The organism is Pseudomonas sp. WS 5051 (assembly GCF_012985715.1).
Lineage (GTDB): Bacteria > Pseudomonadota > Gammaproteobacteria > Pseudomonadales > Pseudomonadaceae > Aquipseudomonas > Aquipseudomonas bubulae.
Map to the genome: position 1 here is coordinate 38,262 of NZ_JAAQWV010000001.1, position 12,604 is coordinate 50,865.

A 12,604-nucleotide genomic window follows, 5' to 3' on the forward strand; every position below is an offset into this window, starting at 1 on the left:
TGCAGTGCCTCAGCCGTGGGCGTTCAGGACGGGGTCACGACGCAACTTGTCGCTTGCCGGGTTCAAGGCCTCGCGCATAAAACCAAAGCCGGTGCGCTTGTCGAGACGGAACAGGGTGTTGGTCACATACACATCGTCACGCACCCCCACCACCTCCAGCACTTCACTGACGCAACGGCGGCCATCGGGCATGCGCGTCAGCTGGATAATCACGTCCAGTGCGGCGCAGATCATCTGGCGCAAGGTTTTCTCCGCCACCGTACGCCCGGTCAAACCCACCAGGGTTTCCAGTCGCAGCAGGGCATCCTGTGCGGTGTTGGCGTGGACGGTGCTCATGGAACCATCGTGACCGGTGTTCATCGCGGTCAATACATCGAGCACTTCCACACCGCGGATCTCGCCGAGGATGATGCGGTCCGGACGCATCCGCAGGGCGTTGCGGATCAGGTCGCTGGATTTCACCTCACCATGCCCTTCGGCATTGGGCGGGCGGGTTTCAAGGCGCACCACATGAGGGTGGCCCAACTGCAATTCAGCCACGTCCTCGATGGTGACCAGGCGCTCATGGGGGTTGATCAACTGGCTGAGGATGTTGAGCAGCGTGGTTTTACCGGTACCGGTACCGCCGCTGATCAGGATGTTGCAGCGCTTGCCCACCGCCTCCTGGAAGAATTCAAAGATTGCCTGGTCGATGGTCTGCATGGCCACCAGGTCGCTGCTTTGCAGCATGTCCTTGCGAAATTTCCGGATCGACAGGCACGGGCCATCCAGGGCAATGGGCGGAATGATGGCGTTGACCCGGCTGCCATCGGGCAGGCGCGCATCGACCATCGGCGAGGACTCATCCAGACGCCGCCCCAGGGGCGCCAGAATACGCTGCATCACCCGTTCCACATGATGGTCATCGATAAAGCGCAGATCGCTCTGGCTAAGTCGACCCTCGCGTTCGACAAACACCCGATGGGGGCCGTTGACCAGAATTTCAGTCACGGCCGGGTCGCGCAGCAGCACTTCGAGGGGGCCGAATCCGGTCAGTTCGTCGACGATCTCCTCGGCCAGACGCTCCATCTCATAACGGGAAATAGCCAGATGCAGGCGCGACACATACTCGGCTACCCGCTCGGTAACAAACTGGGCCAAAGACACCCGGGAACCTTCCAGCAGGTTTTTTCCGGTCTCTTCAATGGCATCGATGATATAGCGGTGCAGCACCAGTTTCAGGCCGTCATGGTCCGCACGACCATCCTTGTACAGGCCTGAGCCAAACAGCTGTTCATTGCTCATTTGGCCCCCCACAGGCGGTTCAGGTTCAGCCAGGTACCCGATTTGGAAGTCGCTTGCTCAGGCACCTGTGAACGCAAGACCAACCGTTCACCGAGTTTTTTCAAAGCCTGGCTCAGGGCTTCGCGCGGGGCCAGGTCAAACAGGGTGGTGGCCTGATTCTTGGCATTGATGCGCAGCTCCGGGCTGGGTGGGAGTGTTGTCAGCACCGGCAGGCCAAAGCTTTTACCCAGGGCATCGGCATTGGGAGCAACGCCACTCATATAGCGGTCGATCAACAAGCCCGTATGCTCGAACTTCATGCCCTTGGCCCGCCAGCGGCTGAGTACGTCGAGATTGCGGCGGCAATCGAGCACGCTTTGGTCGGTGTACCACAGCAGGCTGTCGCAATGGGTGGCAAAGGTACGCAGCGCTTCACTGTCAGGCTGACCGGTGAGGTTGACCACAATATGCTGGAAGTGCTGACGCAAGGCACTGAGCAACATATACAGTTCGGCGGCACTGGTTTGCTCCAGCGGTTCGTCACTGTCACTGTGGGCCAACACCCGCAAGCCACTGGCAGTCTTGGTAAAGGCACTGTCAATCAAGGTGCTGTCCAGGCGCCGCAAATGACGCAGGGCATCACCGAAAAAGAACGAGCTTTCCAGGCCCAGCACGGCCAGGCCATCACCACGGGGCACGCCCAGGTCCAGAAACAGGGTTTTTTGATCGTGCTTTTGCACCACCAGCCCCAGGTGGCTGGCCAGCAATGCACCATCGGCATTGCATTGCGCACTGAACAACACGCTCAGGCCACCCAACTGGGCATTCGGTGCCACAGGTGGCAGGCGCTTGCTCAGGCGCCGCACCAGCCCCGCCACTTCACTGGAGCGCGAACCGTAGGCCACAAAATCCCTCGCCCCGGCGCGCATGGCATTGAGTACCAGCTGGTTATCCATACCGTCGCCCAGGGCAACGATGGCCAACATGGGCTTGGCTTCCAGAGCACCTTCAATCAGCGCGCACTGGCTGACTACCTTGTCCCGATCCAGGCCCACAAATATCAGGCCGGCAAACGTCACATCAACCAGGGCCAGCAGTTCATCCAGGCTACTTGTGCCTGCACCCACCACTTGACCCAACGGCGCTAATGCTCCCTGCAGCCACTCAAGATCGGTGTTGTTGCGCGTCAGCGCGAGAAATGTCTGGCTTAGGCTTTGGCTCATTGAGATAACCCGCTACGGCTATTGAATTTGCCGTTCTCCAGGAAATACAGGCGATACCAGTTAGGGTCGTAATTGCGCAATTGCTCCCCGGGCATCGTCGGCAGTGCCGCATTGGCAGCCAGTGGCTGGACCAGATGCGGGGTGACGATCATCAGCAGTTCTTTCTCTTCACGACTGATATTGGAGTCGCGGAAAAAAGCGCCAAGAATCGGAATGTCGCCCAGCCCCGGGAATTTGTTGACCTGGGAGCTGTTGCGCGAACTGATCAAGCCACTGATCACAAAACTTTCGCCGTCGGCCAGTGAGATGCTGGTATCGGTGCGTCGAACCGTCAGGCCCGGTACCAGGGTACCGGCGATATTCACCGCGTTGGTGTAGTCCAGCTCACTGACTTCGGGGGCCACCTTGAGCATGATGCGATCACGCCCCACCACGGTCGGGGTCAGCGTGAGGCGGATACCGAACTCCTTGTACTCGATCGACACGTTATCGCTGCCGCTGCTGGGCACCGGGATTGGCACTTCACCACCGGCCAGAAAGGTTGCACTCTGCCCGCTCATGGCCACGAGGCTGGGACGCGCCAGGGTGTAGGCAAAGCCGCTGCCTTCCAGGGCATTGATCATGGCCCTGACCTTGCCGCCGCCAAAGCCGATGTTGAAATACTTGGCGTTGGCCACCGGACCACCGGTGATGATCCCTTCAGCGGTGCTGAGGAATGAGCCCGGCGAGCCGAACAGGAAGTTGCTGCCCATACCGAAGATCGAGGTACTGGCTTCCTGCAGTTTGGTGCGGCTGACTTCGACAAAGCGGATATCGGTTTGCACCTGCACCGGCAAGGTCGGGTCTTCGGAGGGCGGCAACGTCGTACCGGTCAGCCCCGAGGCGGCCTTGCCCTTGACGAAAAGCATGGTTTGGTGCGGCTCTTTCGAGCAGGCACTCCAGACCATCAGGCTGGTGGTGCCCGAGGCAATACCGGTGAGCAAAAAAGCGTTTGGCCCATTGGAGCGAATATCGGCAATGGTGGGGTCGCCCACGGCAATGCGCGAGATGTTCACCGGAAAGCCCATGGCCTTCTGGGCCCCCTGGGCCACTTCCAATACCGAAGGCAATGCGTTGAATGCCGCGCAGTTTTCGCCTGCGGCCAAGGCCATCTCCAGGGGCAAGCTGCTCAGCAGCAGCGTCCAGAAAGCGCGTTTATAAAGTGGAGGGCAACGGTGGCTCATGTTGGTTTTCCTTTCAGATAAGGATTTTTATTGGGCCTACTGCTGAGCCGTTTGATTGCCGCGGATCACTTCAATACCGCGTACCCGAGGGGCGACAGCGGGATTGCTGCTGACTGGCACTCTTGCCGGACTGGCCATGGCTAACTGGTTAAATTGATAAAGACTACGCTTGGCATTATCAAGATTAGTCGCAGATTCCTGCTCGCCCGCCCAATATTTGCTCAAACGTTGCTCGTCGGCACTGCGCACGGCCAGGCGCAGGGTGCCTGCCTGGGTCGCCAGCATCAGTTGATTGAGAAGCTGCTCGGGAACCGCCAGGACTGCGGATCGCGCATTGATGCGGCTTTGTTCTTGCTTGAGCGCTTCCTCGGCATTTTTCGGCTGGCTGGCCAACTTGCCATCGCTGGTCAAGCCCAGCTCACCCCCCACGCTCAGCACCCGCACTGCCGGCAATACCACTTGGGCCGACTGCTGAGGGTTGCCACTGTCCTGACGCAAAAACAACAGGATATCGACGTAATCACCGGGGCTAAGCTGCCCACCCGCAGCGGACACCTCGTCAATCATGACCCCCAGTGCGCGCTCATCCGGGCGAATCATGCGAGCCAGCGGCCCGCCCACGTCAAAGCTTTGATCACTGAGCCAGGTGCCTGCACTCAGGCTGCGCCACGGGGTGCGGCCCACCGCCTGATCGATGGCAGTCAGGCTGCCAGCGGGGGCGGTACGGAGTTTTTCCAGGGTCAGGTCATCGGCCGTCAAGGCCACATTCGGGGGGACATCGCGAACCAGTACCACCACCGCCTGGCGGGTTTTGTCTTCAACGGCCGCTACACCTTGTTCTACAGACTGAGCCACCGGAACTTCGGCGACCGGCTGCTGTCGACTCAATACCAGCCCCCAGTAACCGGCGGCAATTGCCCCGACAAACAAAATGGCGGCCAATATCAGACTGCGTCGATTGTTCATGCACAAACTCCCTTTATCACTGCGCACTGCAGACTAAAAAACCCATTCACAATCAGGCAGCTACGAACCTTTAATGCGTTTGAAACCAATCGCTATTTAAAAATAGCTCAGGTAAAGCAAAATGCCATTAGCGAACTAAAAAATCTCTAATCAATTGTGAATAGTTTGATTTGATACGCATTTTTTAAATAGTCATTTGGATTAATACTTTGTGATTAGTCCAATGATACAGTTGTGGGAAAGTCATTTATTGCCAATGCTGTGACTGCAGGTGGGAATCACCCTGCACCCAAGTTACGCAGTGCCCGCCCCGGCGCACTAAGGAGAAGTCAGATGATATTAAATACTGTTCTGAAAGTGTATGTACCTGCCCAGGTATTTGTAGCGCGCCAAGCCAAGTTGTTTGCAAAACGGACCGAAGGCGCTTCGGGTATTGAATATGCAATTATTGCAGCGATGGTGGCGGTGGTGATTGCGGGGCTTTCGCCAAGTGTACAGACAGCTGTAACCGACGTATTTGACAAAGTTAAAGAAGGTTTGGGAGCCGCAGCTTAGTTCATTAACCAAAATGAGTACTCAACATGCCTCTCTCCCCATCACGCCAACAGCTTCTCCTGGTGGATGACGAAGAGGACGCACTGCTGGAGTTGGCTGAGCTGCTGGAGGGCGAGGGCTTTTGTTGCTATACGGCAACTTCAGTCAAACTCGCCCTTTCGCAGTTGACCCAACATCCGGATATTGCGCTGGTCATCACCGACCTGCGCATGCCGGAAGAGAGCGGTATTGCGCTGATCAAGCGCCTGCGCGAGCACACATCGCGCCAGCATTTGCCGGTGATTGTCATTTCCGGGCACGCCGATATGGACGATGTAAGCGACCTTCTGCGCCTGCAGGTGCTGGACCTGTTTCGCAAACCCATTTACCACGTGCGCCTGCTCGACACCCTCGAAAACCTCTTTCCACAGCCCACACACTTACACCTGGCAAGAACTTGACCCCCATACTATAAAAGCCCGCCCCCCTGACTTGGGGAGGCGGGCTTTTACGGTCACACACTACAACTGATAACTAAAACTCAATGTATATCGCGGCCGGCGATTAAAACTGTCCAGCGCTATATCCGACATGGGCTTGGCAACTTCCAGGGCAACGTTGTAATAGCGCTTGTCACCAAAACGCAAGCCCAGTGCTGCCGAAGACATATCCGAACCTTTTAACGGCAACTCGTTGTACCAGACTTTGGCCCTGTCCACGACGGCATAGGGTTGCAGCAACTTGACCCATTCACCCTCGCGATTGAAGCTGTAGTTAAGTTCGTATGCCGCCCCCCAGCCCTTGTCGCCGGATGCCTGATCGTCCGGGTAGCCGCGACCGAAGTTCTGCCCGCCAAATACCGCCCTTTCGCTGTCAGGCAGGGTGTCGTCACTCCAGTAAAGAGCGCCCGATATCACCCCCTGCCAATTGTCGAAGTAGCCGTTACTCTGCACGCCCGACAGACGCAAACGGAAGAAGTCCAGATCGTACTGCGTGCCGGTCAGGTTGGTCTCGCTCTTGGCACCCATGCCATCTATGCCCTGGTACAAGCCGGCACTGACGATGCGCAGTTGTTTGGCATCGGACTTGCGCCAGTCGCCCTCAAACGCCAGTGCCCGCACGTTGGTTTTGTCACTGATGGTCTGCCCGTAGCCGACGATCTCGTAGTCAGTCTTGTCATTGACCCCGTAGAAACGCGCGGCGGCGCTGAGCCATTGATCCGGAGCAGCAATCAGTGGATGGCTGATACCGATCGAAAAGCGGTCATTCTCGCGATGGGGCTTGAGTTCAAAACCGTCGCTGGTGACGATACTGGTACTTGGATCACTGCGATAACTGGAACCAAACAGGTTCAACTGCGTGCCTTCCGCGTTGAGGTACTGGCTGTAATCAAGGCGGTAGTAGTGCTCCTTGTCATTGCCCGGGGGAAACAACCCGCTCAGGGTCAATTGTTCGGCCATGGCCGTTTGCGAATTGCTGCTGGCCGCCAGCAGCGCCTGGGTGCTGCTGCGATTGCCTTCGACCAGGCTCATGCTGGTGGTGAAGGGCTTGCGGCTGGCACTGATACTCAGCGTCGATGCACCATCGGTGGTGCCGGGTGGTGGCACTTGCGCCTCCAGGGTGACGCCGGGGATGCGGCTCAACAGCGTGCTGTAGCGGTTGAACGTCTTGCGGGTCAGCGGGCGTTCGCCCTTGAGCTTATCGACCAGCTCATCCACAAACCCTTTGACCCGCCCGATATCGCCGTCAACCTTGTACTCGCTGATATAGCCTTCAACCAGCACCACACGCACCAGGCCCTGGTCGAAGTTCTGCTGAGGCAAAAACGCATAGGACAATAAATAGCCATCGTCCTGGTAACGCTTGGTGATCTTGCGTGTGGCCTCGATCAGTTCGGCCAGGGTGATTTCATGGCCCAGCAGCGGTTTGTACACCGCCCCCAGCTCTGGCAACGGATAGATCGTGCCACCTTCGATCTGCAACTTGCGAATGGTCAGGCGGGTACCCATTTCCAGTGGCCGGGGTTGTGCAGCCGCCGGCTTGGGTAGCTCCAGCGCAGGCGCCGCAGGGCGATAGGCATCCACCGGCAGGTTGGGCGTGGGCAGGGTTTGCATGCTGTCATTGCTGTTGAGAAAACGCGGAAGGGTCTCGGCACCCGCGTACGGGGCCAGAGCCAACAACAAAAAGGGAACGCAATTACGCATAGGACACTCCATGTTCAACTACGGCGACATAACGAAGGGCTTTATTTTTAGAATGCTTTGCAAAGCGGCCCGAGCATCAGTCCTACAATCTGCACATGAAAAAAGACGAGAGACTCATCTGAATCTCTCGTCCCAACCAAGCGTAGGCGCTGTAGGTAAGGCCGTCGAACCGGCCAGGTGCAATATTCTTCAGTTATTTCTTGCCCAAGTTGCCCAGCCCGCCAACCACGCCCCCAAGTACCCCGCCCAGACCGCCTGTACCAGCGCCCGCGGCTCCTGCTGTTGTATCGGCAGTGTTGTTGACTGAGTCCACTTTGACACCCAGCAAGCCGCCAAGACCACCAACTACCCCACCGACGACACCGCCAACACCACCGACTGCACCTGCACCTGCACTTGCACTTGCACCTGTAGTGTCAGCACCAGCTCCGACACTGCCGCCAGTGCTTGCCCCCACACCCAGACCGCCCAGCAGACCGCCAACCCCGGCGCCTACACCAGCGCCTGCACCGGCCCCCGCACCTGCGCTCACACCACCTGTACTAACCCCGGCACCGGCACCTACACCGGCCCCGGCGCTTGCGCCCACACCCAGCCCGCCCAGCAGACCACCCAGCCCTGTCCCGGTACCAGTACCGCTGCCTGTGGAGCCCGCTGCCGGATTCACGTAGCCGCCAGCCTTGTCAACCGCACCGCCTACACCGGTCAGCACACCACCCACCAGAGAAGTCACCGGGTTGTCGCCGCCGGTAGCTGTCACCTTGTCGCCGAGGCCGCTCACAGTGCCGCCTACTTTGTTCAGCAGACCGTCTACCGGTGCCCCCAGCCCTGTGGTGGTACCCACTTTGCCCGTGACGTTCTCGACCAGGGAAATCACCGGCACCAGCACCTTGTCATTTACGCCGCCGGTCAAGGCGCCCAGCTTGCCACTGCTCACATCGGTGGTCAGGGTATTGCCGATCATGGTCACCGTGGTGCCCACTTTGTTGACCAGCCCGCCCGTGGTATCAGTCACCTTGCCAACCACGCCACCCACCAGCGGAATCTGGCTGATCGGGGTGTTGTCCAGCACGGTGCTCAGACCGGTACCCACTGACGAAACGCCTTTGCCTACATCACCAACCGCGTTGGTAACACCACCGACAGTCAGGCCGAGGGAGTTCTTGTCGGTACCCAGCGAGCCCAGGCCACCAGTAATGCCATCTGTTACGGAGGTCACGGCATTGCCGGTATTGGTCACCAGGCCGCCAGCCACGGTACCGACCACAGGCACGGTGCTCAGGGTGCCACCAACCCCGCTGACCGTGGTGCCCACGCCGCCAAGGGCGCTGCCGACCTGACCTGCGACCTGACCTGTAACCAGAGGAGTTGTGCCTGTACCGCCTGTACCGCCTGTACCGCCTGTACCGCCTGTACCGCCGGTGCCGCCAGTGCCGCCACCGGTTCCACCGCCAGTTCCACCACCAGTACCACCGCCTGTACCACCACCAGTACCGCCGCCTGTACCACCACCAGTTCCACCGCCAGTACCGCCGTCTGTACCACCACCAGTTCCACCGCCAGTACCGCCGTCTGTACCACCACCGGTACCGCCGCCAGTGCCGCCGTCTGTGCCACCGCCTGTACCACCGTCAGTCCCGCCGTCAGTGCCACCGCCAGTACCTGCGTCAGTACCGGTATCACTGCTGGCTACATAGCTCTTGTGGCCGCCACCGCCGCCGCTGCAGCCAGCCAGGCTGACAGTCATGACCAAGAGGAGCGCTGTGCTGGTTTTCAGAAAAAGTTGAGTATTCATGATTAAGTCCCTTGCACCTGTTATGCCTGAGTTCGAAGTTCCCTGCTCTGTGTCGGGGATACGTTCGTCCGTTGGGTACATAACAACGCCGCGGGCCTTATCAAACAATTCTCAACTTGGTATTAACCCCTTATATAAAACACCTTGCCCCCTTCTTGATGATTAATACTTTGGTTTAAACGCCAGTAAAAAAAACCATATATATCAACGCCATTACTTCCCCGAAAAAACACTGCCAGCAGCGACTCTACTTTAGGTATAAGCATAATTGACGGATTTCAAGTTGATATTCAGTGCGTAAAACAGGCACAAAGAGGGGCTGTTACTCCACCACACTGAACTCGACACGGGCAGTCTGCCCGCTTTCATCGAGCACGCTCAGCTCATAACGCCCCGGTAGTTCCAGGCTGGTGTTGAATACCTCTGGTTGTGCACTGTCGCCCAGCGGCGCGCCATTGATAAACCACCAGCGCCGACCTTCACCGCCCAAGGCCGATAGCGCCAGGCGCAACATCGCCTGGCTGGCAGCAGGACGGCGCAGTCGGTCGCCGTCACGTACACCGACAATCGACAGCGGGGTCAGCGCACTCAAGGCCGGTGGCGGGCATTGTGTGGAAGCCGCAGGCAGCCGCGCTTCACGTCGCTCTACCCGGGGTAGCCAGGGCTCAAGGGGGGCTGGCCACAATGCCACCTCGTGTTGTTGCCCGTCGGCGCATTGCGGGCCAACACGCAAGCCTTGCGGATTGACCCGGATGATTTCGCGCAGGCCCACACCCAGAGGTTGATCCGCCGCCAGCAAGGTCGGCGGCGTGGTGTGATCCAGGGTCCAGGCAAACCGCTGGCGACGACAATTGGCATCGCTCTTGTTCATGGGCTGCCCCAATGGCCAGCAAATCGCTGCCACCCCAACACTGTCCGGCACCGCCTGTACTGGCGCGACAATGCCACGCTGGTTGTCGCGGTTGCTCAATACGTCGTGGACTTGCAGCATCAAGGGAGCCGCCGACGCCAGGCCGAACTGCCCCGGCACGGGGGTTCCATCCGGGCGACCGATCCACACACCGATCAGGTAACGCGGCCCAACACCGATCGCCAGCGCATCGCGAAAGCCATAACTGGTACCGGTCTTCCAGGCCAGTTGCGGGCGCAGCACCAGGTCGGCATGGGGGTCGCGGTCAGGGCGCGCCTGCCCGCTGAGGATGCGCCGTATCACCCATGCCGCCCCCGGCGACAGCATGCGCCGCTCGCGCAGTTCGTCGTCGGGTTGCAGCCGCAGGTTGGCGCTGCGCCCTTCACGTGCAAGGGCGCTGTAGCCGCTGACCAGATCTTCCAGACGGCTGCCGGCGCCGCCCAGAATCAGCGCCAGATTGGGCTCGGCCAGTGCTGGCAAACTCAAGGGCACGCCACCGCTGCGCATATCGGCGGCAAAACGCTTGGGCCCATAGGCTTCAAGCAGTTGTACAGCGGGCAAGTTGAGCGAAGTGACCAGCGCGGCACTGGCCGATACCGGCCCGCTGAAACCCATGGAGAAGTTGCCCGGACGATAGTCGCCATAACGCCGCGGCACATCCTGCAGCAGCGATTCAGAGTGAATCAGCCCAGCATCCATGGCCATGCCGTACAAAAACGGCTTGAGGGTCGAGCCCGGCGAGCGCATGGCGGTGATCATGTCGACATGGCCAAAGCGGCGTGCATCGTTGATGTCCACCGACCCCAGATAGGCGCGTACGGCCATGTTTTCGGTTTCGACCACCACAATGGCCGCCGAGGTGTGATCGGGCAAACGGGCGCGCCAGCCCAGCAGCAAGTCTTCGAGGCGACGCTGCAAACTGGCGTCGATCATGGTACGGATCAGTGGAGGGCTGCCGGGGCGGTTAAGGCGTCGCGCCAGCAAGGGTGCCAGGCTCGGTTCAAGGCGCGGTGCCAGCAGCAGCGGCTCTTCCAGGGCCTCGTCCACCGCTGGCTGTGGCCACACCCGGTACTCGGCCAGGCGACGCAGCACCTTGTCGCGCGCCACTTGTGCGCGTTGCGGGTGACGGTCGGGGCGCAAGCGGCTCGGCGCTTGTGGCAACACGGCGAGCAGGGCTGCCTCTGACCGGGTGAGCTGTTGCGGCGCTTTGCCCAGATAGGCCCAACTGGCCGCAGCAACACCCTGCAGGGTACCGCCAAATGGCGCGCGATTGAGGTACAGCTCAAGAATCTGCGGCTTGCTCAGATGCCATTCCAGCTGAGCGGTGCGCCATAGCTGACGCAATTTGCCAGGCAACGTCCGCTCATGGGGATCGAGCAGGCGTGCAACCTGCATCGACAAGGTGCTACCGCCTGATAACACCCGCCCGCCGCTAAGGTTTTGCCAGGCCGCACGGCCCAGCGCCAGCGGGTTGACCCCGGGGTGTTGAAAGAACCAGCGGTCCTCGTAGGTCAGCAAGGCATCCAGGTACAGCGGCGACACGTCTTCGACATGCACCGGGTAGCGCCACACACCGTTGGCATCGGCAAAGCGCCACAGTGGCGTGCCGTCTTCGGCCAGGACAACGCGGGCCTGGTCATCCTTGGGCAACGGCAGCGGCCAGATCCTGTCAGCCAGCCACAGCAACGTACACAGCGCCAGCAGGCCGCCAGCCGTCCAACCCAGTAATTTTTTGATCCCTGGCCCCACTCAAACTCACTCGCTACGCAACTTGCACCATGAATGGATGCCTAATGTGTATATCTGGCACAGTGGCCACCTTACTCATCGGAACCTGACCATGCACGTCGAAAGTTTTATTGGAAATCTTGGCCTGTGGCTGGGCACGCTGGTGCGTTTTATCGTCGAGACCCTGAACGGCCTGTTCGGCACCATCACTGAGGCAGGCAGCAACTTTGTCGACGGCATGGCCCGGGCGTTGGGCATGGACACCTCGATCATCAGCATTGCGGTGTTGATCATCGGCCTGTTGTTTTTGTACAACGCCGTGCGCGCCTTTATCCGCGCCTCGATCATCGGCGGTGTGATCTGGCTGGTGCTGGGGCTGTGGCTCTTGAGCTGGATCATCAGTTGAGCTCTTACTCCTGTGGGAGCGATGCGCCATATATGTTGCCGCTTTAGCGTTTTAACAGGTACACCGGGTACATATCCGGCATCTGCGGTTAACTGAAGTATCGGTTTCGCCCTTACGGCGAGTCCCTTTTTGAAGGACCAAAAAGGAACCAAAAAGTCCTCGCCCTACCATACGGCCGACTCGCCAAGGCTCCCCGGTTCCCTCTCTCCGGCACTGTTATGGGGGCACGCCGCGACGGGCCATCCATGGCCCATCGCGGCTGGCGCGGCGTCCTGCCGCGCCACCCCCATAACAGCACCTACGTTCGGCCTTCTGTGAGGGGCATTCGCGTCGCCTGCACAATCGAGTGGCC

The 12,604-nt window shown here is 59.6% G+C and carries 11 protein-coding genes; 3 read left to right on the top strand and 8 right to left on the bottom strand.

Annotation, left to right across the window (positions count from 1 at the left end):
• Positions 1–9 precede the first annotated feature (9 nt).
• The 4 genes from HBN79_RS00195 to cpaB are packed head-to-tail and all read right to left on the bottom strand — an operon-like array spanning position 10 to position 4,675.
• Positions 10–1,284 (bottom strand): CpaF family protein, encoded by a 1,275-nt coding sequence (locus tag HBN79_RS00195; protein ID WP_095001047.1) that lies wholly within the window; start codon positions 1,282–1,284, stop codon positions 10–12.
• Entirely contained in the window at positions 1,281–2,486 is a 1,206-nt protein-coding gene (locus HBN79_RS00200) for a pilus assembly protein (protein ID WP_095020822.1), read from the bottom strand. Before HBN79_RS00200 ends, HBN79_RS00195 begins: the two co-directional genes overlap by 4 nt.
• Positions 2,483–3,709, bottom strand: a complete 1,227-nt coding sequence (locus HBN79_RS00205; RefSeq protein WP_095001045.1) for a type II and III secretion system protein family protein — start codon at positions 3,707–3,709, stop codon at positions 2,483–2,485. Before HBN79_RS00205 ends, HBN79_RS00200 begins: the two co-directional genes overlap by 4 nt.
• A 36-nt stretch (positions 3,710–3,745) precedes the next feature.
• The gene (gene cpaB, locus HBN79_RS00210) at positions 3,746–4,675 is read right to left on the bottom strand and encodes a Flp pilus assembly protein CpaB (protein WP_095001044.1); all 930 of its coding nucleotides are present in this window, start codon (positions 4,673–4,675) and stop codon (positions 3,746–3,748) included.
• Positions 4,676–5,008: 333 nt separating this feature from the next.
• Here cpaB and HBN79_RS00215 point away from each other — a divergent pair, with 333 nt between their 5' ends.
• Together HBN79_RS00215 and HBN79_RS00220 are read left to right on the top strand one after the other, a co-directional pair.
• Entirely contained in the window at positions 5,009–5,230 is a 222-nt protein-coding gene (locus tag HBN79_RS00215) for a Flp family type IVb pilin (RefSeq protein WP_153328191.1), read from the top strand.
• Positions 5,231–5,256: 26 nt separating this feature from the next.
• The gene (locus tag HBN79_RS00220) at positions 5,257–5,670 is read left to right on the top strand and encodes a response regulator (RefSeq protein WP_095001042.1); all 414 of its coding nucleotides are present in this window, start codon (positions 5,257–5,259) and stop codon (positions 5,668–5,670) included.
• 60 nt (positions 5,671–5,730) lie between these two features.
• Here HBN79_RS00220 and HBN79_RS00225 read toward each other — a convergent pair whose 3' ends face one another.
• From HBN79_RS00225 to pbpC, 4 genes are all read right to left on the bottom strand, one after another.
• The gene (locus HBN79_RS00225; RefSeq protein ID WP_095001041.1) at positions 5,731–7,413 is read right to left on the bottom strand and encodes a POTRA domain-containing protein; all 1,683 of its coding nucleotides are present in this window, start codon (positions 7,411–7,413) and stop codon (positions 5,731–5,733) included.
• Positions 7,414–7,606: 193 nt separating this feature from the next.
• A complete protein-coding gene (locus HBN79_RS00230; RefSeq protein ID WP_346010133.1) occupies positions 7,607–8,728 on the bottom strand; it encodes a collagen-like triple helix repeat-containing protein in 1,122 nt (373 codons plus the stop codon).
• On the bottom strand, positions 8,692–9,096 hold the full coding sequence (locus HBN79_RS24080; protein WP_346010134.1) for a hypothetical protein: 405 nt from the start codon (positions 9,094–9,096) through the stop codon (positions 8,692–8,694). The genes HBN79_RS00230 and HBN79_RS24080 overlap by 37 nt, the downstream gene beginning before the upstream one ends.
• 434 nt (positions 9,097–9,530) lie before the next feature.
• Complete coding sequence (gene pbpC / locus HBN79_RS00235; protein WP_169916195.1) at positions 9,531–11,843, bottom strand: peptidoglycan glycosyltransferase PbpC; 2,313 nt, start codon at positions 11,841–11,843, stop codon at positions 9,531–9,533.
• Between the two features lie 115 nt (positions 11,844–11,958).
• Between pbpC and HBN79_RS00240 the strand changes: the two genes are divergently transcribed.
• Positions 11,959–12,252: a hypothetical protein gene (locus HBN79_RS00240; RefSeq protein WP_095001099.1), complete on the top strand. Its 294-nt coding sequence runs from the start codon at positions 11,959–11,961 to the stop codon at positions 12,250–12,252.
• Positions 12,253–12,604 lie beyond the last annotated feature (352 nt).

What these genes read in the sequence shown, in the direction of transcription:
- HBN79_RS00195 (WP_095001047.1), bottom strand. Translation starts at nt 1,284, where the DNA reads ATGAGCAATGAACAGCTGTTTGGCTCAGGCCTGTACAAGGATGGTCGT.
- HBN79_RS00200 (WP_095020822.1), bottom strand. Translation starts at nt 2,486, where the DNA reads ATGAGCCAAAGCCTAAGCCAGACATTTCTCGCGCTGACGCGCAACAAC.
- HBN79_RS00205 (WP_095001045.1), bottom strand. Translation starts at nt 3,709, where the DNA reads ATGAGCCACCGTTGCCCTCCACTTTATAAACGCGCTTTCTGGACGCTG.
- cpaB (WP_095001044.1), bottom strand. Translation starts at nt 4,675, where the DNA reads ATGAACAATCGACGCAGTCTGATATTGGCCGCCATTTTGTTTGTCGGG.
- HBN79_RS00215 (WP_153328191.1), top strand. Translation starts at nt 5,009, where the DNA reads ATGATATTAAATACTGTTCTGAAAGTGTATGTACCTGCCCAGGTATTT.
- HBN79_RS00220 (WP_095001042.1), top strand. Translation starts at nt 5,257, where the DNA reads ATGCCTCTCTCCCCATCACGCCAACAGCTTCTCCTGGTGGATGACGAA.
- HBN79_RS00225 (WP_095001041.1), bottom strand. Translation starts at nt 7,413, where the DNA reads ATGCGTAATTGCGTTCCCTTTTTGTTGTTGGCTCTGGCCCCGTACGCG.
- HBN79_RS00240 (WP_095001099.1), top strand. Translation starts at nt 11,959, where the DNA reads ATGCACGTCGAAAGTTTTATTGGAAATCTTGGCCTGTGGCTGGGCACG.